Source organism: Amphritea japonica ATCC BAA-1530, assembly GCF_016592435.1.
GTDB classification, from domain to species: Bacteria; Pseudomonadota; Gammaproteobacteria; order Pseudomonadales; family Balneatricaceae; genus Amphritea; species Amphritea japonica.
The window spans coordinates 1,825,392-1,846,272 of sequence record NZ_AP014545.1 but is presented as its reverse complement, the minus strand read 5'-3'; the positions used below and the strand labels follow the sequence as shown (position 1 = coordinate 1,846,272).

Sequence of the window (20,881 nt, the reverse complement as noted above, 5' to 3'; positions counted from 1 at the left end):
ATCAACTACGCTTGATCACTGTCAGTATTTATTAAACTGTCCGCCCCCCGATAAACCCCATGGGTTTCAACATCTAAGGCGACCGCTGGCGAAACATCATCTGGCCGTACAACAACCGGCATAGCAACCAGCTCATCACTATAACCTATAAGCTGAATCCCCTCTTTTCGGCAATGCGACATGACTTTTTCAAGCGCACGAATGACCGCTGTCTGACGGGTGCTAAGATGGCTATCACTGGGCCGGTCCTGAGATGGCTTTTTACTGCTTACCTGGCGAATGGCATAACCCTGCTCATCGACCAGCTGCAAAGTAATCCCGGGGATTTTTTCTTTAACAAGAACCACCTTCGCTAACGAAAAAACAGTCTCATCGGTGCAGCAAACAGCACCCCTGGGATCGCATTCCTGAATCCCTGAAAGAATATCTTCATATGCAGAACCGTTATCAAGATAAGTATCCATAGTCTCAATTATTCAATTAGTTAGGTCTTAAAGTTAAAGTTTTGCAAAAGATTATGAAGTCGTTCAATTTCACGATCTTTTTCACCCAGTCGCGCTTCAATTAGAGGGGCTGCAGCGTCCTTACTGAGGCGCTGCTCCAGCTCACGATATCGAAGATCTTGCTGACTTATTACCTGCTCCAGCTGATGCTTCTCTTTCATCGCCTGCCGCTCTACCTCGAAAAACCTCTCTTTCAATTGCCGATTTTCATCAAGCAAGCCCTGAGCATGCTTTTCCAGCCTTGAGGACTCCCCTTCAAGGTACTGATTTTTATGCTGATATTCCAGTAATTCTTGTTGCTGATTAGCGCCACTACCCTGTTCTAGTTGTTTAAGCGCTATCTCATACTCTTTTACCTTGCGACGATAATCACGATTTTCCGCTTCCAGACGCATCTCTCTCTCTTCCTGAGCCAGCTGTTTTTTCTGTAGCTCAGAAATATTCTCCAGGAAGCGCTGGTTCTCAGTCAGGAGCCGATCGGACAAATCCTGCAATCTCCGCACATCTTCACGCTCTACCGAATTTTGCCCATCAAGCTCCTCTTTCATCACCAGGTATCGCTGCTCCAGCTGTACACGCTGATCACTTAACTGATGCTCTGCATAGGCTAACGCCTGCTGCCACAACGCATTCGCACTATCAAACACCGGCTCAGGTATATCCGGCCGCTTTCCCTTTTCAAGCAAGCGCTGCCCCAAACCCTGCCACCAGTCATTCAGCGCTTTATTGATGGTTGTCAGGCTACCTGTTCCTAACTCATTTCTAACCATCTGCTGGGTCGGCTTCTTACCCTGTGCTAATAAGCTATCAGCAACTTCTAAAACCTTTTCATACGTTGTCATAATATGGATAACACCGCTTCAGAATGATATTAATAATACATAATACATATTTAGTACAAAATATGAAATACAGACGTATCCCCGCCTGAGAGGCTGCAGCGCTTAACATGCATAGGATAACGCTTTGTTTTCATTCAATATCACTTTATGCTGAATACAGAGTCCCGTATCACAAGGAGAACGCCATGCCTATCAGAGTCGCTATCAACGGTTATGGTCGTATAGGTCGTAATATACTGCGCGCCCTATACGAATCAGGTAAAAATCAGGCCATTGAAATAGTCGCTATTAACGATTTGGGGGATAGTCGCGTCAACGCCCACCTTACAGAGTTCGATAGCGTACACGGACACTTTAACTTTCCCGTTAGCGCTAACCAGGATGTCATGGAAGTTGCTGGAGATAAGATCAGAATATTAAGCGAGGCAGACCCGCACGCGCTACCCTGGGGCGAAATGAATATCGACATCGTGTACGAATGCACTGGCCACTTCACTAGCCGTGAGGCCGCAGCAGTTCATCTCGAGCAAGGCGCTAAGCGAGTCCTCGTTTCGGCGCCCGCAAAGAATGCAGATGCCACCATTGTATACGGGGTTAACCACGCTGAGCTCAAGCCAGACCATCAGATAATCTCTAACGCCTCCTGTACCACCAACTGCCTGGCTCCCGTTGCAAAAGTACTCAATGACAACATTGGTATTACCGAAGGGATCATGACCACTATTCACGCTTACACTAATGATCAGCACCTCTCCGACGCTTACACCAATGACATCTATAGAGCCCGGGCAGCGGCGCTATCAATGATTCCGACCCGAACAGGAGCCGCCGAAGCAGTCGGTCTTGTGATGCCAGAACTAAAAGGCAAACTGACCGGTATGGCAGTAAGAGTACCGACGGCCAATGTATCCCTGGTCGATCTCTGCTTTACACCCAGCAGAACAACCTCTGTCGAAGAGATCAATCAACTGATGCTGGAGGCATCAAAGGGCAGCCTGAAGAATATTCTTGAATATAATGAGCTACCGCTTGTTTCAGTCGATTTTAACCATCACCCTGCCTCATCAATCTTTGACAGCACACAAACACGGGTTATGAGCGGAGTAGTTAAGGTATTTGCCTGGTACGACAATGAGTGGGGGTTTTCCAATCGTATGCTGGATACCACACTGGCGCTCTTTAAAGAGGAGAGGTAAAGCTACGTACAGAGAGTTAAGACTGGAGCGGAATATCGGGCTCGAACCGACGACCTGAACCTTGGCAAGGTTCCGCTCTACCAACTGAGCTAATTCCGCTTTGTTTGTCTTACAGAGTATAGATGATTATCTATAAATGGTGCCCGGAGCCGGACTTGAACCGGCACGAAGTTTCCTTCGGGAGATTTTAAGTCTCCTATGTCTACCGATTCCATCATCCGGGCAGAAATATGGAGGCGCGGGTCGGAATCGAACCGGCGTTCACGGAGTTGCAGTCCGCTGCATGACCACTCTGCCACCGCGCCTAAAGAACAACTTACTTACGAATTAGTTTTAATATCAAATAATAAAACTATTGGAGCGGAATATCGGGCTCGAACCGACGACCTGAACCTTGGCAAGGTTCCGCTCTACCAACTGAGCTAATTCCGCCTACTTCGTAAGAAGTGGTGCGTATTATAGACAGCTCACCTTTTATGTCAACAACTTTTCCGCAGGAAAAAAGTGCAATCAGATTAATAAGTTAGATCTGTATAACGATTAATCAAATATCGTCAGTCAGGTCTGGCCAGGCCGCTTTCAGATAGACATACATCGACCAGAGCGTCAGAACTGATGCGAGGTACAGCGCTCCAATGCCAACCCAGGAAACAACCGTATAAGGCACAGCACCCAGCATAATAAAGATCGATAGCATCTGCAGCGCTGTCTTAAGCTTGCCAATGTACGAAACAGCTATATTAGCCCGCTTTCCCAATTCAGCCATCCATTCGCGAAGCGCTGAAATAACAATCTCACGACCAATAATGACGCCTGCGGGTATCGTTATCCAAAAAACAGAGTAGGTATCAATCAGCATTACCAACGCTGTCGCCACCAGTAACTTATCAGCAACCGGGTCCAGAAAGGCCCCAAAAGGTGAAGCCTGATCGAGCTTACGCGCCAGGTAACCATCAAACCAGTCTGTCACTGCTGCAAATGCAAACACTGCGGCAGCGGCCATAGGCCCCCAGGCATAAGGAAGGTAATAAACAACAACACATACAGGAATCAAGAAGATACGCAGTAGAGTCAGAATGTTAGGTATTTTCATCGACGTACAATTTTCCTGTGACAACGGGACAATTAACAGCCTCATTGCTGCAGTTATGGGTCCGGATGCAGAGTAGCATATATATCTTCTGCAATTTTGCGGCTTATAGTAGAGACTTTTCCAATTTCTTCAACACTTGCCGTCTCAATAGACTGCACACTGCCAAAATGTTTAAGCAACTCTCTGCGCCGCTTTGGACCCACTCCGGGAATTCCCTCAAGTGATGACTTACGCCGGGCCTTGCCTCGCCGGGCTCGATGACCGGTAATGGCAAATCGATGAGCCTCATCACGAATATACTGTATCAGATGAAGCGCTGGAGAGTCAGAACGTAAAACAACTTCCGTGCCGGTATCGCCGATAATTAAGGTCTCAAGGCCCGCTTTACGATCGCTGCCTTTAGCTACACCGATAATAAGCACTTCATTAATCTGTAGCTCTGACAGCACTTCAACCGCCTGAGTCACCTGCCCTTTACCGCCATCAATCAGAAGAATATCAGGCAGCTTACCCTCTCCTTTTTTAAGACGCGTATAGCGGCGACTAAGCGCCTGATGCATTGCAGCGTAATCATCGCCGCCAGTTATATCTTCAATATTAAAGTGCCGGTAGTCCGATTTTAACGGGCCATTACGATCAAAAACCACGCAGGACGCTACGGTAGCCTCACCCGAACTATGACTGATATCAAAGCATTCCATCCGCTGAGGCACGGTATCCAACTGTAAGGCACCCTGAAGCGCCAGGTAACGGTTATAAGTATTCTGCTTGCTGGCCAGATGGCTTTGCAGATTCTGCTCTGCATTGGTTTGTGCCAGCTTTTGCCATCCCGCTTTGTCAGAACGCACCCGGTTGACCAATACAACCTTACGCCCACTCCGCTCTGCCAACGCCTCTTCCAGGACTTCACGATCAGCCGTTTCTTCGACAGTAATCAGGACCGGAGGTATTTCCCGGCCGCTACCCAGATACCACTGCGCGATAAATGCAGAGAGCAACTCAGGGGTTGTTTCTTCGATACCAAACCGCGGATGATAGACTTTACTACCAATAACGCGCCCTCCCCGGACAAATAACATATGTATACACACTGCACCGGACTGATGAGCACAGCCAATCACATCTGCATCACCACTGGCGCCACTGATATGCTGCTGTTCCTGGACCTGCTGTAAGCTGGAAATCTGATCTCTATAAATGGCCGCATCTTCAAAATTAAGGGACATTGAAGCGCTTTCCATCTGCTCGGCCAGCTCCGTCATGATGGTACTGTTCTTTCCTTCAAGGAACATCATGGCGTGGCGTATATCGGTTTGATACACCTCAGGGCTGGGAATCCCCACACAAGGGGCACTGCATCGCTTTATCTGATATTGCAGACAGGGGCGAGACCGGTTTTTGAAGAAACTCTCTTCGCACTGCCGAATACGAAACACCTTCTGCATAATAGCGAGGCTATCGCGTACCGCACCACTGCTGGGAAACGGACCAAAATAACGCCCCTTCTGTCGTTTGGCTCCCCGATGAAACCGTACTGCAGGATATTCCTGCCCGGTCGATACGAAGATATAAGGGTAGGATTTATCATCCCTTAGAAGAATATTGTAGGGTGGACGATTCGTTTTAATCAGATTTTGTTCTAATAACAGCGCTTCAGTTTCGCTATTAGTCACCGTTACTTGTATATCGGCAATCCGGCTCACCAGAGCCAGGGTCTTAGTGTTCAACCCGGTACCCCGGAAATAACTGCTGACCCGGTTCTTTAGATTTTTAGCTTTGCCGACATAAAGAATCTCTCCTTTAGCATTGAACATCTGATAGATACCCGGCCTGCGGGTTAATCGGGAGAGGAACCCCTTGCTATCAAATACAGCTAAGGAGCCTGGTGCATCTTGTTTATGCAGTTCAGTCAGGGAGTCGTTGTCTGGGGTCTCATTCATCGGGCTATTCTAACTGCGCGCTGTTCTAGACCTCAAGGATATTCAATAACTTATTCGCATCCATATGGATATGTGTAGCCTCTTTATGAATGACTTCCAGCTGCTTCCTGGTGCTATCTGAGATTCCTGCACCACGGGACAGGCTAACCTCTAAAAAGACACTAATTTCTGCATAATAATACAACCGCGCATTAAAGCTCTGCGCCCGTTTCAATTTGGTTAAAGCGATCTGCGCGCCGTTGAGCAAAATAGTATTAATATCCGATTCACCCATCATAGGATGACGGTCTTGCTCACTTAATGGCACTTTGTATTCTGTTACGCGATTTTTTGAAGCCATGAGACATCCCGGTAAAAGTGGAGTAAAGTTACAAATATTGTATTACTGTATGAGCTTTTGGCAGCAATGTGAACCTATGCTTTATGCGCAGAATGGTATGAGTAGACAGTCTGAACTTTGCTCTGACAATCCTCTGGATGCAGGCACCATTTATCAACAAGAGATCGTTCGCGATCTGTTTTGGCTCTTATACAGCCCCTCCCTTATGGAGCTGCCCAGCAGTCTATCTGTGGACTGGCTGCTTGATACACCTGAGATCGAAGAGCAGCTTGAGTTCCTCGATCAGAACCCCGAACAATTACTCAATAAACTACGCCAACAAGCACGCTTCAGACTGGGGTATTATTTTGAAGATTTAGTGAGGCTATACCTTAAGTTATTCATCCAACCTTCTGATATAAAAAGCAATATACAAGTATCCAGAGACAAGACAACCGTTGGCGAATACGATTTTCTGTTGGCACTAATGGATGGTAAAAAAATCCATCTGGAAACCGCTGTTAAATACTATTTATGTACATCTGAAGCCCCGGACAACTGCCGACTTGAAGACTTTATCGGCCCCAATTGCTCAGATCGCCTGGACCGTAAATGGCAGCGTTTAACCACTCATCAAATCAATCTATCAAATACAGCAGCCGGCAAAGACCAGGCTATCGCACTGGACCTGCTGCCTGATGAGCGTTCAATCTTATTACGCGGTTATCTTTTTTACCCACACCAACAATGGCAAGATTTTCAGGCCCCCTCACCTGTCAGCCCACACCATCTGCGAGGATGGTGGATTCGTGACAATGCTGTTGAGTCACTTAACCAAACCAGCCGTTATGTGGTTCTGATGAAGCCCCGCTGGCTGGCTCTGGCCCAGTGTAACTTCCAGGAAACCATCTCTTTTACTGAATTGGCCAATACTACCGCAAGTATTACGACTCCTTTGCTGGTTGCCCGGTTGGAGTATGATGAGCTTAAGCGATTATGGCTGGAAGCCGATCGGGGCTTTATCGTTCAGGATAACTGGAACCTACAGACATAAAAAAAGCAGCCATAAAGGCTGCTTTTTAAATCTGATCAAACTTATTTTGCGCTTTGAGAAGCTTTAGCAGCATCTTTTGCAATGCACTTACGCAGGTAATGGATTGCAACAAAGCTACCTACTACCATTATCCCAACAAGCGCTACGCTTGGCGCAAAAGAGATCATTGTATACTTATCGGCCATAGAACTATCCTCACTCGTCTCCGTAATTATAAATACGGATGTTATATGTGGTTTTTATCATAATTAGTTATAAGGCGCGATTATAGAGTATTCGCCCTCAGGCACAATAGCCCTAAAGGCGTATTAAAAAATTTCACGCAAAGGGGAACTCACCATTGCGTGCTTAATTCTGTGCTTATTGTTCCAGGCGCTTAACTAAACTGGAGGTATCCCAGCGATTTCCTCCTAACTTCTGTACCTCTGCATAAAACTGATCAACCAGCGCTGTCACAGGTAACTGAGCGCCATTAGTGCGCGCCTCATCAAGAGTGATATTCAGATCCTTGCGCATCCAGTCGACAGCAAAACCAAAATCAAACTCGTCCTCTATCATCGTTTGATGACGGTTAACCATCTGCCAGGAGCCTGCCGCACCATGCTGAATGACATCAAACACCGCTGAAGCATCCAAACCCGCCTGCTTGGCAAAATGCACCCCTTCCGCAAGACCTTGTACCAAACCAGCGATGCAGATCTGATTAACCATTTTAGCCAGCTGACCACTACCGGCTGGCCCCAGTAGTTTTGCCGATTTTGCATAACAATCAATTACCGGGGCCACAAGTTCATAAGTTGACGCTTCACCACCGATCATAATACTCAGCACACCATTCTCAGCGCCTGCCTGACCACCGGAAACCGGGGCATCAAGAAAACCAAAACCCTGATCAGAAGCAGCCTCTGCCAGTTCACGGGCCACTTTTGCTGAAGCCGTAGTGTGATCAACCAACACTGCAGTTGATGCCATAGAACTGAAAACACCCTGTGCGCCAGTCACGACCTGACGAAGATCATCGTCATTACCAACACAGGTAAAGATGATCTCTGCATCACGGGCAGCTTCGGCTGGCGTTACAGCACTGTTGCCTTTGTAAGCCTGACACCACTGCTCTGCTTTCGCCGCTGTTCGGTTATAAACGGTGACTTCGTGTCCGGCTTGCGCCAGGTGACCTGCCATCGGATAGCCCATCACGCCCAGACCGATAAATGCAACTTTCATACGTTTCCTACTCCACCCAGAGGCTGACTGTTGTTATCATCAGAGTATTCTATGCTATGAATAGTCTAGAAACACCACTATTTTTCAGGGCCCTGTGATGCCATTAAAAACATTTCAAAAAAGCATGCAACAATTCTGCACCGCAACGCTATTAATTATTTTATGCGCTTTAGTAAACACAGCGTCTGCATCAGACAGTTTTTATGACAAGCTTCAAGTGACTGATATAGAAGGCAGTAGCGCCGATCTAAACACCTATAAAGGCGGCGTAGTTCTGGTTAATTTCTGGGCTACCTGGTGCCCACCCTGCATAAAAGAGATGCCCTCGATGCAGCACTTACAACAGCAATTTGATCCAGAGAAATTTCAAATAATTGCTATCAATATGGGCCAGAGTGCGACCACGGTAGAAAGCTTTCTGATGGAACAAAGTTTTGAATTCGAGCTCCCCGTTTACCTTGATGACATGGGCCGTGCCTTTGCTGATCTGAAAATCCAGGGCATGCCTTCCAGTTTTCTTTTAGATACGAAAGGACAGCTGATCGAAACAATTGTCGGCTCCCGCGAATGGGATCACCCCGATAACGTAAAGGCCTTGCAGGCGCTGATTGATCAACCTAAAGAATAGCGTTAATAAAAGGCGCAAAAAAAGGGCTATCCAATAGCCCTTTTTTCTGACAATTAGCTAGCGATTAGCTTGAATAAACCGCTTCTGCCGCCGCTATCGCCCGGTCTTTGGTGATGTTCGCACCCATTGCCGACAGTGTGTTTTCCAACGCACTCAGGCACAGCAGTACATTCTGCTTATTACAGGCTGAGCCCATCAGACCGATACGCCAAACCTTACCCGCTAAGGCGCCTAAACCCGCGCCGATTTCCAGATTGTAGTTAGCCAATAGCTTACTTCGCACTTCAGCTTCATCAACGCCTTCAGGTACGAACACTGAGTTAAGCTGCGGCAAACGATAGGCCTCTTCTACCAGAAAGCCAATACCCATCGCTTCCAGGCCTGCACGCAAAGCGCTGTGGTGGAATTGATGACGTGCCCAGGCATTTTCCAAACCTTCCTCTTCTAACATCACCAACGACTCATGGAATGCGTAAAGAGAGTTCACCGGCGCCGTGTGATGATAAGCGCGTTTAGCACCCCCGCCCCAGTAACCCATGACTAATTTCTGATCGAGGAACCAGCTGGGTGTTTTAGATTCACGCTGCTCTATCACTTCAACAGCCCGCTGACTGAAGCTGACAGGTGATATTCCAGGAGGGCAAGACAAGCACTTCTGTGTGCCGGAGTACACTGCATCGATGCCCCAGCCTTCCACATCCAGCTCAGAACCCCCTAGCGAAGTCACCGTATCAACGATGGTCAAAGCGCCGTTATTCTGAGCGATCTGACACAGACTTTTGGCATCAGACAAAACGCCTGTCGAGGTTTCCGCATGCACAAAGGCCAGTAACTTAACATCGCTATTGGCTGCAAACGCGGCTTCAACCTTGGCCGGGTCTACGGGAGTACCCCACTCGTCTTCCACCATGATTGCGATGCCACCAAAACGCTCGACATTTTCTTTCATCCGCCCACCGAAAACACCGTTCTGACAGACGATCACTTTATCGCCTGGCTCAACCAGATTAACAAAGCAGGCTTCCATACCAGCAGAGCCTGGCGCTGAGATCGGCATTGTTAAAGGGCTACTGGTTTTAAACGCGTACTGCAGCATCTCCTTAACTTCATCCATCATGCGAATAAACTCTGGATCGAGGTGGCCAATCGTTGGACGGGACAGTGCAGCCAGGACCCGAGGGCTAACATCTGAAGGACCTGGGCCCATCAGAGTGCGCAGCGGTGGATAGAAAGATTTTGTCATTTTCCGTTGCTCTTTATCGTTATTTTAAAATGTTATTGGAGGTGAGCTGGCTTAACTCTTCTTACGTTAAGCCGCTTCATCAGAAATAGTCTGAACAATCGCCATCACCATCTCTGCAGAATGTTTGGCCGCAACCACTAAGAACTGTTCAAAAGAAAGGTTTGATTCTTTGCCAGCAATGTCAGACAACGACCGTATTACAATAAACGGGATATCAAACTGGTGGCAGGTCTGAGCAATCGCCGCAGCTTCCATCTCTACCGCTTTCATTGCAGGGAAGTTCTCGCGGGTTTTGGCTACCCGCTCAGGGCAGTTCATAAAAGAATCACCGGTGGCGATTAAACCTTGCACGGTTTTAATGCCCTCCATACGCGCAATACACCGCTGCGCGACGTCTGCCAAAAAACCATCCGGAGTAAAGGCTGCTGGCAACCCTGGGAGCTGGCCATGCTCATAGCCAAATATAGTCACATCTACGTCGTGATGACGAACTTCAGTCGAGATAACAACATCTCCCACTTCCAGTTCTTCAGAAAAGCCGCCAGCCGAGCCGGTATTAATCACACAGGTGGGTTGAAACTCTTGAAGCATCAAAGTCGTTCCAATCGCGGCATTTACTTTACCAATGCCTGACTTAAGCAGCACCACCTCAATTCCATGCATAGAGCCGGTGTAGATACTGTAACCGGCAACAGTATGCTCCTGTCGTCCCTCCAAAGTTTCTTTCAGCAGTTCGACCTCTTCATCCATAGCGCCGATGATACCGATTTTAAGCTGATTTGACTGAGCCTTAAGTCGCTCAGAAAAGGAGGTGTTGTTGATCATTCAGGGTGATTCCATCACTAGAGATATAAAGGGCTAAGGATACGCAATTTGTACCGCTGGACAATAGTCCTAAAGCAGAAAAGCGCCAATTCGGCTAAATATTATTCAAGAATTTCAAACTTAAGCCCTTTCGCCCTCAGCCGATCCCCTCGCTCATTTATAAACCGTTGAAATTCTGGCTCACGTAAATAAGCTCCGCTTGAAACATACTCTAATGCACTATTGAAATGAAAAGCTCGGACATAAGCATCAATACGCAGCTTCTCTTCTCCGTTTGCATCCAGTAACAACCAGGCTGGAAAATAGGACAAGCCCAGGTTAGCGGCCCATGATTTTGCAGTTACCTGGCTACCATCCGGTAATATGACTATCGGGTTAGCTTTGAGATCAATGGTTAAATATGAAAATTTGTCGAGCTGCTGAAGAGTGTCTGTGCGTTTCAGAATATCGGTTTCAAATTCAAGACAATGGGAACAGCCCTCACCGATGAACCGTAACGCTATAGGCCTGCCTGACGGAATATTCAGCTTCTGCGAAGAGATTGTACTTGTCTGCAAGTCTTTTGCCTGTGCCGGAGCCTTGCCCTCCATTTGCGCCAGCTGGTTCAAAAACAGATCAACAGGACGGTAACCATCGATTCTTAATTGCGGCGAACCATCGCTATCCAGAAAGATGAGTGTCGGTGTATATTGCACCTTCAATCTTACCGCAAATGTTTTTTCTGTCAGCTCACTACCGTCGGGCAGCGTAACTGTTCTGTCACCCCAGAGATCCAGCGCTACCAGATCATACCGCTCCTGCATCCGCGTATTTACATCAGGATGAGTAAACACCTGTGTAATCAGGTTATAGCAATAGGGACAACCTGCCTGGTGAAAGTAAAGCACCAGGTTACGCTTTTCATCAGCCGCCTCTTCAAGATCTTCTCCAATATCAAGAAAGCTATCTTTAAACCAATCCGGTTGCGGTATTTGCACACCCTTTTCCAGATTCATCATCTTATGTTCAGCGACGACTACAACGGTCTGCAACAGTAAGAGCACAAGTAATATACAGCGTCTGAGCGAAAACACAGGCATGTCCATCCCTTTATGTCAGTCTGGAGATTTACCTTTAGTGTGGCGGTAATTCAGTATCCTGCAAGTTTTCAGGCGCAGGATAGAGCCCCTGCCAGCCAAACTCTGAGAATAATTGATCGACCCATCCGGTAACCGGCGCCTCAATAACAACCGACTGACCGGTGAAAGGATGAATAAACGCCAGCTGAGTTGCCATCAATAGCAGCCGCTCCAAACCAAAATTATTCCGGAACAACGTATTATGCTTCCCATCACCATGCTTGGTATCACCGACTAGAGGATGAAAAAGGTGCTTTAGATGGCGACGAATCTGATGTTGACGACCTGTTTTCGGCTTAACCTCGACCAGGGAGTAGCGCGCAGTGGCGTAATTACCTACAGGCATTGGCAGTTCAACGGTGCCTAATCGACGATATTCACTTACCGCTTCTTTTGCTGGTTTATCAAGGGTCGTTCTCTTATCAGAGACCTTATCAACGATCTCCTTCAGGGGATGATCTACCACCCCCTCCGCTTCTGTATATCCGCGACAAACACAGAGATAGGTTTTCTGCACCCGCCGCTCTGCAAAGCAAAGATTAAGCTTATTCGCTGCCTCTGAGGATTTAGCAAATATCAGCACCCCGGATGTCGGACGATCCAGCCGGTGAACGGTATAGGCTTTAATACCCATCTGCTCTCGAATCAGCGCGATCGCATTGGTAGCTCTACGCTCTATGGGGCTGGGGTGAACCAACAAACCGGCTGGCTTATCGATAGCAAAATAGTGCTCATCTTCAAAAAGGATGTTGAGGGAATACATCGTTTTAACTTATCTGGATTGATCAAGCCGCAAAGCTTACCAATAAATCATCAGAATATCCTATGAACCTCTTTATCCAGATCGAGTCATACTTATTATCACCTATAGCCTGTATGGTTGAAATCCTGATAAAAACCTATATATATAGAGTAACTAAAATTTTAACTGGCACCTAACGCCTTAATTTTCAGAGGGATAAGATGCGTAATATCGATACAATGACCGTCCGTTCAGAGGAATCTGTACTGTCGACCAACAAGGTAATTCGTAATACCTATATGCTGCTTGCGATGACGCTGGTATTCAGTGCGGTTACCGCTGGCATTTCCATGATTATCAATCCACCGATGCTAATCGCTATCGGCGCTCTGATTGTTGGCTTTATTCTGTCCTTTGTCATCGCTAAGAAACAGAATAGCGCTGCAGCACTGCCACTGGTGTTTGCATTTACCGGGCTGTTTGGCTTTGCATTAGGGCCTATTCTAAACAGCTATCTTGCTATGGCTAATGGCGGCCAGATCGTTATGACAGCCATGGGTATGACTGCAGCCACTTTCCTGGGCCTCTCTGCCTATGTACTGACTAGCAAAAAAGACTTCAGCTTCATGGGCGGCTTCCTGGCTGCAGGCATGATGGTTGTAATGATTGCGATGGTGGCATTACTTGTCCTGCCTTTCTTCGGCGTTCACATTCCTGCGCTGCACCTGGCCTTTTCTGCAGCTGTCGTCTTGTTAATGGCTGGCTTCATCGTGTATGACACTAGCAACATCGTCAACGGCACCTACACTAACTACATTATGGCAACCGTAAGCCTCTACACCAGCATCTTCAACTTGTTCATCCATTTGCTGAGCCTGGTTGGCTTCCTGAACGACGACTAAGTCTTTGATATAACGGTAATGTGAAAGCTTAATCTAAGCACTTCACAGACTGAAAAGACCATACAAAGCCCTGCAATCCTGATAAGATTGCAGGGCTTTTTTAGTTAACTGAAAACAGAATACTATGATTTTTTCTATTGTTGTTACCGGCGCACCCTATAGCTCACAAGCGGCGGATAGCGCCCTGCGTTACTGCAAAAGCCTGTTAAAACTCGAGCACCAGATACACCGGGTGTTTTTCTACGCTGACGCGGTACACAACGGCTCTGAACTGGCTGCGCCGCCTCAGGACGAAACCAATATTCCCACTGAGTGGGCAGCCTTATCTCAGGCTCATAACCTTGATCTGGTCGTATGCATCGCTGCTGCGGTTAGACGCGGCGTTCTTGATGAAAGTGAAGCCAGCCGCTATGAAAAAAGCGGACACAATCTTACCTCCCCTTTTGTATTATCCGGGCTGGGGCAGCTTGTTGAAGCGGGCATTGTCTCTGATCGCGTTGTAACGTTTGGAGCTTGATAATGAGCGAGACAAAGAAATCATTCCTGGTTATTAATCGTAAAGCACCTTATGGCAGCAGCGCTGCCCGTGATGCATTAGATGTAGCGCTAACCATCTCTGTGTTTGAACAGCCCTTGAGCCTGTTATTTATGGACGACGCTGTGCTGCAACTATTACCGGCACACAACCCTTCAGGCATCGGCCAAAAGAATTTATCAGCCAATCTGGCGATGCTGGAGATGTACGATATTGACCAGCTTTACGTATGTAGCGACGCGTTAGAGCGACGAGCTTTGCGCCCGGACGATATAGAGCTAAACATAAAACCGCTTAATCAGAGCGAAATTGCCGCCCTGATTAAACAACACGATCAAGTCCTGAGCTTTTAATATGACCCTGCACACGATCAACAAAACCCCCACAGAAAGCGGCGCACTCAAAGACTGTCTGGCGTCACTCTCAGATGGCGATGCCCTGCTGCTAATCGAAAATGGCGTTTATGCCGCTATGCCAGGCTATGCAGAACTATTCACCCGCCTGCCAGCATCAATTCAGTGCTATTTACTGGAGGAAGACGCATCCGCACGGGGGTTGAAAGCCCTTAACCCGGATTTTGGCATTATCGATTACGATGGCTTTGTAACGCTCAGCTGTCGATACACTAAAGTACTGAGTTGGTTTTAGCATGAGCGATATTTTGGTAAAGGGTCAGGCTGTTGCAGTGGACTCTGAAGGCTTTCTACGAAATATGAATGACTGGAGCCAGGATGCCGCTGAACAGATAGCCTCGCAGGAAGGCGTTCAACTTACCGAGGCTCATTGGGAGATCCTGAATGTTTTACGACAGTTTTATCACACATTTGAAATGTCACCGGCCATGCGCCCCTTGGTGAAAGCCGTTGCTGCAGAACTGGGAGCAGAGAAAGGAAAAAGCATCTATTTGATGTCATTATTCCCAGGCAGCCCAGCCAAACTGGCCAGTAAAATTGCCGGGCTACCTAAACCGACTAACTGTTTATAAGAGATAAGCATCATGCAGATCGCGTTTCTGGGAATAGGCCTGATGGGGCGCCCGATGGCCATCAACCTTCTACAAGCCGGGTATCAACTTACCGTTTGGAATCGCACGCAAAGCAAGGCTGAAGCGCTCCTCAGCCACGGCGCAACCCTTGCATTCAGCGCCGCTGAAGCGGTTGCCGATGCAGACATTATCATTACGATGCTTGAAAACGGCCCCATTGTTGACCGGGTTTTATTTGATTCAACTGCCGATATAAGCTTCAAGCACGGCAGCACGCTCATCGATATGAGCTCAATCCCCCCTGAACTGGCTAAGCAACACCACCATGCCTGCCTCGCCTTAAGTATTAACTACCTTGATGCCCCCGTTTCAGGAGGAACCGTTGGCGCCGAGCAAGCAACGCTTTCCATTATGGCCGGTGGAGACAAAGCCGTCTTTGACACTGTCCTACCTATTTTTACCGCCTTAGGAAAAGCAACCTATATTGGCCCTGCAGGCGCAGGCCAATTAGCTAAATGCGCTAACCAGGCCATAGTAGGCATTACCATTGGCGCGGTCGCTGAAGCGCTTCTACTGGCAGCTGAGGGCGGAGCTGACCCAGCTGCAGTACGTGAAGCACTAATGGGCGGTTTTGCCAGCAGTCGCATTCTGGAGCTACATGGACAGAGAATGATTGACCGCGAGTTTAATCCGGGTGCGACCTCCAGAGTTCAGTTAAAAGATCTACGCACTATTCTTGATACTGCCCGGGCTCAAGAGCTTAGCTTGCCGCTGACACAGCAAACTTTTAATCAATATCAGGACTTGGTCAGCAAAGGGTTCGAGAATGTTGATCACAGCGGCCTGCTACTTCAACTGGAGATGCTCAACGGCAACCGTAAAATCTCTGACAAACCAACCCGCTCCCCCTACTCTGAACAGGAAACATCAAAGGTAGATAGTGATGCCTGATTTTGCCGTTAATCTAAGCATGCTATTTACCGAGGTTCCGCTCGCCGAACGCTTTAGTCTGGCAGCCGAGCAGGGGTTCCAAAAAGTAGAAATTCAGTTTCCCTATGAGCTTCCGGCCCCGCAGATCGCCAGCCTCCTGCAACAAAATAATCAGCAGCTGATATTACTAAACGCACCTGCCGGTAACTGGCAAACCGGCGATAGAGGCATTGCCTGCCAACCCGATCGAATCGAAGAGTTCCGTCAGGGCATTACTCAGGCAATCTCGTATGCAAAAGAACTAAAGTGTTCAAATATCAATATATTATCGGGTATATCTCCAGAAAGTTATAGCCTTGAGATTATTGAAAACACCTTCATCGATAATCTTAGGTTCTGCGCAGAAGCCTTTGCTCAAGCCGATATTCAGCTATTAACTGAAGCGATAAACACCCAGGACATCCCCGGTTTTTTCCTCAGCAGCAGCGCTCAGGCTTTCGATCTTTTCAGAAAAGTTGACCACCCAAATATCCAGCTCCAGTATGACATTTATCATATGCAGATTATGGAAGGAAATCTGATAAACACCCTCCAAAACAACCTTGATAAAATTGGGCATATTCAGTTCGCTGATGTCCCTGGAAGACATGAACCCCAAACTGGGGAGCTAAACTTCGGCAATATTTTTCAAGCCATTGATGATATGGGATACTCCGGTGTTACTAGCCTAGAATATAACCCTTCGACCAGCACTGCAGAGAGCTTACGCTGGATAAAACTGATAGCAGAAAGAGAGTGATCTATGGGTCTTGAAGACGCAGCAGCGCAATTACAGCAGATTCAGGCTGAGCTAAGCTCAGATAGCTATGAGTTAAACAAAAAGAATGCCGACACTGAAATTTATCGTAAATGGGCGACCTTCACCATTGCTGACGAACTCTATGCTGTCGATGTAATGCAGGTAAAAGAAGTCCTTCGCTTTACCGACATAACACCAGTCCCTGGTGCGCCTGACGGAATTCTGGGAATTATTAATCTGCGCGGCAGCGTTGTAACGGTCATCAGCTCCAGAACTCTTTTCAAGCTTGAGGATAAAGAGATCGATCATAATACACGTATTATGGTTGTTGAATTTGACGATCAGGAAGTACTGGGAATCCTGGTCGATGGCGTGGATGAAGTTCTCAACCTCCCGGATAGCGAAACAGACCGGGCACCGGGCGTCATGCATGAAGATACGCAACATCAGTTTGTACAGGGTGTATGCTATCGTGAAGAGCAGCTGATCATCCTGCTGGATCTGGAAAAAATGCTGGCTGGAATGAAGCTACACATTGCTGAAGCACAGTAAGCATCAGACCGAGCCTGTTTAACTAATATTTACTGCTATCCGTCGTAGCTGATCGCTATGGCGGTGCTCCCAACAGAAAACACCCTGCCAAACCCCCAATAGCATCAGCCCATTCTTCACCGGTATCGATAGCGTCGTAGCGGTTAAGGCTGACTTTATGTGCGCAGGCATATCGTCTTTACCCTCAAATACATGGGTATAAAGGGAATCCCCTTCGGGCACAAGGCGATTTAACCAACGCTCCAGATCATACTGAGCACTGGGATCTGCATTTTCTTGTATCGTCAGGCTGGCGCTGGTGTGCTGAATCAACAGTGAGCAAAGCCCTTCTTCCACACCACTTTTCGCGACCAACTGTCGTAGCTGATCCGTAAACTCGTACAGCCCCTGTCCCTGGGTTTTAACGCTGATGAGCTCAACCACTGCTAATTACCTCCAATAAAAATGCCCCGCCAGAGTATCTCCGACGGGGCATTATAATTACAGTATAGAAACTAAAATTTCTACTTAAAGCACCCGGTTGTTATTCATAAACTTGCTTTCCGCACTGGGCCCAGAGCCATCTGCATACAGAGTTACACCGGATTTCAGGCAGATTGTCAGGTTCATATGCGAGGCTTCTGTTTCTTTCGGTAGCAGGTGCTCAACGACCGACTTCTCTTCCAGTAACTCGAGTTCTGTCGCTGTCAGCTGTTTACGGCTGAAGTCGCTAATATCAAGACCATGTACGATCTGATAGCGTCCGTAATTACAGCGCACAGGAAAAGAGAAGAAAACGCCCTTTTGAATGCCGTAGCTACCATCACTGAGAATACCCATACTGACGATCTCACCCGGATCAGTACCCTGGCTCCAGTTATGCATCTGATCAACAATCGCCTGCGCTGCTGAGGCCGCGCTGGACAAGCCCCGCGCCTTAATAATCTCACTACCGCGCTCTTGCACCCGGGGAATAAACTGATCCCGATACCAGGCCGTATCAATCTGCCCCATTGCAGGCACACCAAACACCGTGGCATGGTGAAGATCGGGATACTGAGTCGGAGAGTGATTACCCCAGATGATAATATTCTGAATATCACGAGCGGTCACACCGCACTGACTGGCAAGCATACCTCTGGCACGGTTATGATCTAAACGTGTCAGACAGGTAAACTGAGAGGGACTGAGATCCGGTGCATTTCGACTGGCAATGAGAGCGTTCGTATTAGCCGGATTACCGGTAACCAGAACCTTGACGTCACGGTTGGCAAAATCATTAAGCGCCTTACCCTGACGAGCAAATATCTCTGCATTTACTTCAATCAAATCACTGCGCTCCATACCCGGACCACGGGGACGGGCACCAACCAGCAGCGCAAAATGACAATTGCTGAAGCCTTCTTCTACATTGTCATGCAATGTAATCGTGTGCAGCAATGGATAAGCACAATCTTCCAGCTCCATCGCCACTCCGCGCAGGGACTCCATCGCATCAGGTAACTCAATCAGCTGAAGAATGACCGGCTGGTCCCTGCCCATCATCTCGCCGGCAGCAATTTTAAACAATAAACTATAACTAATGGCACCCGCAGCGCCTGTAACCGCTATTCGAACTGGCCTTCTCATGCTCTATCACCTATTCATTATTTTTATATTCTTATTAGCCAAGCTAATACGAAAGTATAAAGCATAGTTTTTATATTGTAACTACTTCAAATTGATGAATCAGGCTCAGGCTTTAGTACTGACAACAGTATTGAGAAGGGAGTGAAAACCTACAAACCTCTGTAGGATTCCTGCCGAAGGATAATACGTTCTGGCGTATCGATAGCCGTTCTGAGCTGTCCGAGCATCATCTCGAGATCCTTGTTCAGAACCCCCTTTAATACCAGAAAATTAGAGGCATGATCACTGCGAAATATGGTTTTATCGAGCTTGAGCTCAGATAACAGAAGTTCCATCTCCTGAAACAGCTGACGCTGAGTCAGCAGCGTAAAATCCCCACCATAGCCTTCAATTAAGCGTTGATGACCACTTCTGGAAAATAAAACAAGTGTCGACAGGAAATCAGGCTTCACCTCGTTAATGAGGCGTGCTGAAGAAAGCGCATGCTGCTCACTAAAACGTACACCACCCAGGCCATTTATTAGCATGACAGAGGTTCGAATTCCCCCCTCTTTAGCTTTTAACAGCGCATCTCTTGTACTGAGATAGGTTTCACCTTTCTTAATATAACCCAGCACTTCGTCATCCCCGCTTTCTGCACCGACATAGATAAGCGTCAGACCCAGCGCACGCAATACACCGAGTTCTTCTGCACTTTTATTCTTAAGGTTAGAAGGCAAAGCATATGCTGACACCCGGGTTACATCTGGCAAATAAGTACGAATAGCTTCAAGAATTTTTTTCAAACGTTTAAAGGAAAGCACCATTGCATCGCCATCCCCCAGAAAAACTCTACGTACCCCCTGCAACTGCTCTGAGCAGCGGATAATTTCTTCGACTATCTGAGATTCGCTCTTTGGCCTGAACTTTTTCTGAGGGTCAGTGTACATATCGCAGTAAGTACACAGGTTCCAGCTACAGCCATTGGTGATTTGTAAAATCAGCGAATTAGCTTCGCTGGGAGGCCTGAAAACCGGTTCAATATAGTCCAAAGGTGGGTAAATCATATTCACTTAGCCGCCGCTTTATTGAAAAGCCGATCAAAATTATTAGTCGTTATCTCGGCCACTTCCTCAATGCGCAGCCCTTTAATATCAGCAACACACTGGGCCACTTCAACAACATACTGGGGCTCATTAGGCTTGCCACGAAAAGGAACCGGAGTGAGATAAGGCGCATCGGTCTCAATAAGAATACTCTCTATCGGCACCTGGCGAACAACCTCGCGTAACGCTTCAGCATTGCGAAATGTGATAATGCCCGAGAACGAGATCATATAGTTCAGATCCATCGCTTGTCGCGCCATTTCCCAGTTTTCAGTAAAACAATGAAGAACACCACCCACTTCAGGATCGGCATGCTGTCGCAGAATACTTATAGTATCCTCACGGGCATCCCGGGTGTGAACAATAACCGGCAATCGAGTATCAGCTGAAGCCTGAAGATGACGGATAAAACTCTCTTTTTGCAGTTCAACCGTATCCTGAGAATAAAAGTAATCGAGCCCGGTCTCCCCCAATGCAACAACTTTAGGGTCTGCTGCATACTCCAATAAGAAGGCACGTTCAGGAATCCCATCCGCTACATGTAAAGGATGAACGCCCACGGAGGCATAGACATTATCGAAACGTTTGACGGTTTGCAGCATATATGGCAACTGCTCCATATCGATAGCCACGCAGAGCATGCGAGAAACATCTCGGGAAGCGGCAGCATCAATAACGGAAGTCAGTTCATTATTTCGGGCAGACAGGTCTAGCCTGTCCAGATGACAGTGAGAATCTACAAACATTGAAAGGAACTC

25 protein-coding genes, 4 tRNA genes and 1 pseudogene are annotated in these 20,881 nt (G+C 47.5%); 11 read left to right on the top strand and 19 right to left on the bottom strand.

The window, feature by feature from the left end; genetic code table 11:
- Positions 1 to 5 precede the first annotated feature (5 nt).
- Together AMJAP_RS08595 and AMJAP_RS08590 are read right to left on the bottom strand one after the other, a co-directional pair.
- Positions 6 to 464: a hypothetical protein gene (locus tag AMJAP_RS08595; RefSeq protein ID WP_019621854.1), complete on the bottom strand. Its 459-nt coding sequence runs from the start codon at positions 462 to 464 to the stop codon at positions 6 to 8.
- 20 nt (positions 465 to 484) lie between these two features.
- Positions 485 to 1,345: a DNA-binding protein gene (locus AMJAP_RS08590; protein ID WP_019621853.1), complete on the bottom strand. Its 861-nt coding sequence runs from the start codon at positions 1,343 to 1,345 to the stop codon at positions 485 to 487.
- Between the two features lie 185 nt (positions 1,346 to 1,530).
- On the opposite strand from AMJAP_RS08590, the gene gap reads away from it, so the two are divergent.
- Positions 1,531 to 2,541, top strand: coding sequence for a type I glyceraldehyde-3-phosphate dehydrogenase (gap, locus tag AMJAP_RS08585; RefSeq protein ID WP_019621852.1), 1,011 nt, complete (start codon positions 1,531 to 1,533; stop codon positions 2,539 to 2,541).
- Positions 2,542 to 2,564: 23 nt separating this feature from the next.
- Here gap and AMJAP_RS08580 read toward each other — a convergent pair.
- The 7 genes from AMJAP_RS08580 to AMJAP_RS08550 all read right to left on the bottom strand — a co-directional run bounded on the left by AMJAP_RS08580 (position 2,565) and on the right by AMJAP_RS08550 (position 5,914).
- Positions 2,565 to 2,640, bottom strand: a tRNA-Gly gene (locus tag AMJAP_RS08580).
- A gap of 38 nt (positions 2,641 to 2,678) precedes the next feature.
- Positions 2,679 to 2,765, bottom strand: a tRNA-Leu gene (locus AMJAP_RS08575).
- A 7-nt stretch (positions 2,766 to 2,772) separates the two neighbouring features.
- Positions 2,773 to 2,846 (bottom strand) — tRNA-Cys (locus tag AMJAP_RS08570).
- 51 nt (positions 2,847 to 2,897) lie between these two features.
- Positions 2,898 to 2,973: transfer RNA gene (locus AMJAP_RS08565), tRNA-Gly, on the bottom strand.
- A 112-nt stretch (positions 2,974 to 3,085) separates the two neighbouring features.
- A complete protein-coding gene (gene pgsA, locus AMJAP_RS08560) occupies positions 3,086 to 3,634 on the bottom strand; it encodes a CDP-diacylglycerol--glycerol-3-phosphate 3-phosphatidyltransferase (RefSeq protein ID WP_019621851.1) in 549 nt (182 codons plus the stop codon).
- Positions 3,635 to 3,687: 53 nt separating this feature from the next.
- Positions 3,688 to 5,574, bottom strand: a complete 1,887-nt coding sequence (uvrC, locus tag AMJAP_RS08555) for an excinuclease ABC subunit UvrC (protein WP_019621850.1) — start codon at positions 5,572 to 5,574, stop codon at positions 3,688 to 3,690.
- 25 nt (positions 5,575 to 5,599) lie between these two features.
- Positions 5,600 to 5,914, bottom strand: coding sequence for a hypothetical protein (locus AMJAP_RS08550; RefSeq protein ID WP_019621849.1), 315 nt, complete (start codon positions 5,912 to 5,914; stop codon positions 5,600 to 5,602).
- Positions 5,915 to 6,011: 97 nt separating this feature from the next.
- Here AMJAP_RS08550 and AMJAP_RS08545 point away from each other — a divergent pair, with 97 nt between their 5' ends.
- Positions 6,012 to 6,947 (top strand): DUF1853 family protein, encoded by a 936-nt coding sequence (locus AMJAP_RS08545; RefSeq protein WP_169336956.1) that lies wholly within the window; start codon positions 6,012 to 6,014, stop codon positions 6,945 to 6,947.
- 41 nt (positions 6,948 to 6,988) lie between these two features.
- Here AMJAP_RS08545 and AMJAP_RS08540 read toward each other — a convergent pair whose 3' ends face one another.
- Positions 6,989 to 7,132: a hypothetical protein gene (locus tag AMJAP_RS08540; protein WP_019621847.1), complete on the bottom strand. Its 144-nt coding sequence runs from the start codon at positions 7,130 to 7,132 to the stop codon at positions 6,989 to 6,991.
- Positions 7,133 to 7,307: 175 nt separating this feature from the next.
- A pseudogene (locus AMJAP_RS08535) lies at positions 7,308 to 8,183 on the bottom strand (NAD(P)-dependent oxidoreductase); the annotation flags it as partial.
- 85 nt (positions 8,184 to 8,268) lie between these two features.
- On the opposite strand from AMJAP_RS08535, the gene AMJAP_RS08530 reads away from it, so the two are divergent.
- Positions 8,269 to 8,799, top strand: a complete 531-nt coding sequence (locus AMJAP_RS08530) for a TlpA family protein disulfide reductase (RefSeq protein WP_019621845.1) — start codon at positions 8,269 to 8,271, stop codon at positions 8,797 to 8,799.
- A gap of 64 nt (positions 8,800 to 8,863) precedes the next feature.
- Here the strand turns inward: AMJAP_RS08530 and AMJAP_RS08525 are convergent, their stop codons facing one another.
- The 4 genes from AMJAP_RS08525 to AMJAP_RS08510 form a co-directional block, all read right to left on the bottom strand.
- Positions 8,864 to 10,042: a pyridoxal-phosphate-dependent aminotransferase family protein gene (locus tag AMJAP_RS08525; protein ID WP_019621844.1), complete on the bottom strand. Its 1,179-nt coding sequence runs from the start codon at positions 10,040 to 10,042 to the stop codon at positions 8,864 to 8,866.
- A gap of 66 nt (positions 10,043 to 10,108) precedes the next feature.
- Positions 10,109 to 10,867: a 5'-methylthioadenosine/S-adenosylhomocysteine nucleosidase gene (gene mtnN, locus AMJAP_RS08520; protein WP_019621843.1), complete on the bottom strand. Its 759-nt coding sequence runs from the start codon at positions 10,865 to 10,867 to the stop codon at positions 10,109 to 10,111.
- A 101-nt stretch (positions 10,868 to 10,968) separates the two neighbouring features.
- Entirely contained in the window at positions 10,969 to 11,946 is a 978-nt protein-coding gene (locus AMJAP_RS08515) for a thioredoxin fold domain-containing protein (protein ID WP_019621842.1), read from the bottom strand.
- Between the two features lie 34 nt (positions 11,947 to 11,980).
- Complete coding sequence (locus AMJAP_RS08510; RefSeq protein WP_019621841.1) at positions 11,981 to 12,748, bottom strand: tRNA pseudouridine(65) synthase TruC; 768 nt, start codon at positions 12,746 to 12,748, stop codon at positions 11,981 to 11,983.
- Positions 12,749 to 12,948: 200 nt separating this feature from the next.
- On the opposite strand from AMJAP_RS08510, the gene AMJAP_RS08505 reads away from it, so the two are divergent.
- The 8 genes from AMJAP_RS08505 (at position 12,949) to AMJAP_RS08470 (ending at position 17,430) form a co-directional block, all read left to right on the top strand.
- Positions 12,949 to 13,629: a Bax inhibitor-1/YccA family protein gene (locus AMJAP_RS08505; protein WP_019621840.1), complete on the top strand. Its 681-nt coding sequence runs from the start codon at positions 12,949 to 12,951 to the stop codon at positions 13,627 to 13,629.
- Between the two features lie 124 nt (positions 13,630 to 13,753).
- Positions 13,754 to 14,146 carry a sulfurtransferase complex subunit TusD gene (gene tusD, locus AMJAP_RS08500; RefSeq protein ID WP_019621839.1) on the top strand — a complete coding sequence of 131 codons (393 nt, stop codon included), beginning with the start codon at positions 13,754 to 13,756 and terminating at the stop codon, positions 14,144 to 14,146.
- A 2-nt stretch (positions 14,147 to 14,148) separates the two neighbouring features.
- Positions 14,149 to 14,517, top strand: coding sequence for a sulfurtransferase complex subunit TusC (tusC, locus tag AMJAP_RS08495; protein WP_019621838.1), 369 nt, complete (start codon positions 14,149 to 14,151; stop codon positions 14,515 to 14,517).
- Between the two features lies 1 nt (position 14,518).
- Entirely contained in the window at positions 14,519 to 14,812 is a 294-nt protein-coding gene (gene tusB / locus AMJAP_RS08490) for a sulfurtransferase complex subunit TusB (protein WP_019621837.1), read from the top strand.
- 1 nt (position 14,813) lies between these two features.
- Positions 14,814 to 15,149: a TusE/DsrC/DsvC family sulfur relay protein gene (locus AMJAP_RS08485; protein ID WP_019621836.1), complete on the top strand. Its 336-nt coding sequence runs from the start codon at positions 14,814 to 14,816 to the stop codon at positions 15,147 to 15,149.
- 12 nt (positions 15,150 to 15,161) lie between these two features.
- Entirely contained in the window at positions 15,162 to 16,100 is a 939-nt protein-coding gene (locus AMJAP_RS08480) for an NAD(P)-dependent oxidoreductase (protein WP_019621835.1), read from the top strand.
- Positions 16,093 to 16,878: a hydroxypyruvate isomerase family protein gene (locus AMJAP_RS08475; RefSeq protein ID WP_019621834.1), complete on the top strand. Its 786-nt coding sequence runs from the start codon at positions 16,093 to 16,095 to the stop codon at positions 16,876 to 16,878. The genes AMJAP_RS08480 and AMJAP_RS08475 overlap by 8 nt, the downstream gene beginning before the upstream one ends.
- Before the next feature lie 3 nt (positions 16,879 to 16,881).
- On the top strand, positions 16,882 to 17,430 hold the full coding sequence (locus tag AMJAP_RS08470; protein WP_019621833.1) for a chemotaxis protein CheW: 549 nt from the start codon (positions 16,882 to 16,884) through the stop codon (positions 17,428 to 17,430).
- Positions 17,431 to 17,448: 18 nt separating this feature from the next.
- On the opposite strand, the gene AMJAP_RS08465 is transcribed toward AMJAP_RS08470, so the two are convergent.
- The 4 genes from AMJAP_RS08465 to AMJAP_RS08450 all read right to left on the bottom strand — a co-directional run bounded on the left by AMJAP_RS08465 (position 17,449) and on the right by AMJAP_RS08450 (position 20,869).
- The gene (locus AMJAP_RS08465; protein ID WP_019621832.1) at positions 17,449 to 17,853 is read right to left on the bottom strand and encodes a secondary thiamine-phosphate synthase enzyme YjbQ; all 405 of its coding nucleotides are present in this window, start codon (positions 17,851 to 17,853) and stop codon (positions 17,449 to 17,451) included.
- 84 nt (positions 17,854 to 17,937) lie between these two features.
- On the bottom strand, positions 17,938 to 19,038 hold the full coding sequence (locus tag AMJAP_RS08460; RefSeq protein ID WP_019621831.1) for a malate dehydrogenase: 1,101 nt from the start codon (positions 19,036 to 19,038) through the stop codon (positions 17,938 to 17,940).
- Positions 19,039 to 19,187: 149 nt separating this feature from the next.
- The gene (locus AMJAP_RS08455) at positions 19,188 to 20,084 is read right to left on the bottom strand and encodes a radical SAM protein (protein ID WP_040404380.1); all 897 of its coding nucleotides are present in this window, start codon (positions 20,082 to 20,084) and stop codon (positions 19,188 to 19,190) included.
- A 2-nt stretch (positions 20,085 to 20,086) separates the two neighbouring features.
- Positions 20,087 to 20,869 (bottom strand): TatD family hydrolase, encoded by a 783-nt coding sequence (locus AMJAP_RS08450; protein ID WP_019621829.1) that lies wholly within the window; start codon positions 20,867 to 20,869, stop codon positions 20,087 to 20,089.
- Between the last annotated feature and the right edge of the window lie 12 nt (positions 20,870 to 20,881).

Excerpts from the sequence above, each read along its gene's own strand:
- AMJAP_RS08595 (WP_019621854.1), bottom strand. The coding sequence starts at position 464 with ATGGATACTTATCTTGATAACGGTTCTGCATATGAAGATATTCTTTCA.
- AMJAP_RS08590 (WP_019621853.1), bottom strand. The coding sequence starts at position 1,345 with ATGACAACGTATGAAAAGGTTTTAGAAGTTGCTGATAGCTTATTAGCA.
- gap (WP_019621852.1), top strand. The coding sequence starts at position 1,531 with ATGCCTATCAGAGTCGCTATCAACGGTTATGGTCGTATAGGTCGTAAT.
- pgsA (WP_019621851.1), bottom strand. The coding sequence starts at position 3,634 with ATGAAAATACCTAACATTCTGACTCTACTGCGTATCTTCTTGATTCCT.
- uvrC (WP_019621850.1), bottom strand. The coding sequence starts at position 5,574 with ATGAATGAGACCCCAGACAACGACTCCCTGACTGAACTGCATAAACAA.
- AMJAP_RS08550 (WP_019621849.1), bottom strand. The coding sequence starts at position 5,914 with ATGGCTTCAAAAAATCGCGTAACAGAATACAAAGTGCCATTAAGTGAG.
- AMJAP_RS08545 (WP_169336956.1), top strand. The coding sequence starts at position 6,012 with ATGAGTAGACAGTCTGAACTTTGCTCTGACAATCCTCTGGATGCAGGC.
- AMJAP_RS08540 (WP_019621847.1), bottom strand. The coding sequence starts at position 7,132 with ATGGCCGATAAGTATACAATGATCTCTTTTGCGCCAAGCGTAGCGCTT.
- AMJAP_RS08530 (WP_019621845.1), top strand. The coding sequence starts at position 8,269 with ATGCCATTAAAAACATTTCAAAAAAGCATGCAACAATTCTGCACCGCA.
- AMJAP_RS08525 (WP_019621844.1), bottom strand. The coding sequence starts at position 10,042 with ATGACAAAATCTTTCTATCCACCGCTGCGCACTCTGATGGGCCCAGGT.
- mtnN (WP_019621843.1), bottom strand. The coding sequence starts at position 10,867 with ATGATCAACAACACCTCCTTTTCTGAGCGACTTAAGGCTCAGTCAAAT.
- AMJAP_RS08515 (WP_019621842.1), bottom strand. The coding sequence starts at position 11,946 with ATGCCTGTGTTTTCGCTCAGACGCTGTATATTACTTGTGCTCTTACTG.
- AMJAP_RS08510 (WP_019621841.1), bottom strand. The coding sequence starts at position 12,748 with ATGTATTCCCTCAACATCCTTTTTGAAGATGAGCACTATTTTGCTATC.
- AMJAP_RS08505 (WP_019621840.1), top strand. The coding sequence starts at position 12,949 with ATGCGTAATATCGATACAATGACCGTCCGTTCAGAGGAATCTGTACTG.
- tusD (WP_019621839.1), top strand. The coding sequence starts at position 13,754 with ATGATTTTTTCTATTGTTGTTACCGGCGCACCCTATAGCTCACAAGCG.
- tusC (WP_019621838.1), top strand. The coding sequence starts at position 14,149 with ATGAGCGAGACAAAGAAATCATTCCTGGTTATTAATCGTAAAGCACCT.
- tusB (WP_019621837.1), top strand. The coding sequence starts at position 14,519 with ATGACCCTGCACACGATCAACAAAACCCCCACAGAAAGCGGCGCACTC.
- AMJAP_RS08485 (WP_019621836.1), top strand. The coding sequence starts at position 14,814 with ATGAGCGATATTTTGGTAAAGGGTCAGGCTGTTGCAGTGGACTCTGAA.
- AMJAP_RS08480 (WP_019621835.1), top strand. The coding sequence starts at position 15,162 with ATGCAGATCGCGTTTCTGGGAATAGGCCTGATGGGGCGCCCGATGGCC.
- AMJAP_RS08475 (WP_019621834.1), top strand. The coding sequence starts at position 16,093 with ATGCCTGATTTTGCCGTTAATCTAAGCATGCTATTTACCGAGGTTCCG.
- AMJAP_RS08470 (WP_019621833.1), top strand. The coding sequence starts at position 16,882 with ATGGGTCTTGAAGACGCAGCAGCGCAATTACAGCAGATTCAGGCTGAG.
- AMJAP_RS08460 (WP_019621831.1), bottom strand. The coding sequence starts at position 19,038 with ATGAGAAGGCCAGTTCGAATAGCGGTTACAGGCGCTGCGGGTGCCATT.
- AMJAP_RS08455 (WP_040404380.1), bottom strand. The coding sequence starts at position 20,084 with ATGATTTACCCACCTTTGGACTATATTGAACCGGTTTTCAGGCCTCCC.
- AMJAP_RS08450 (WP_019621829.1), bottom strand. The coding sequence starts at position 20,869 with ATGTTTGTAGATTCTCACTGTCATCTGGACAGGCTAGACCTGTCTGCC.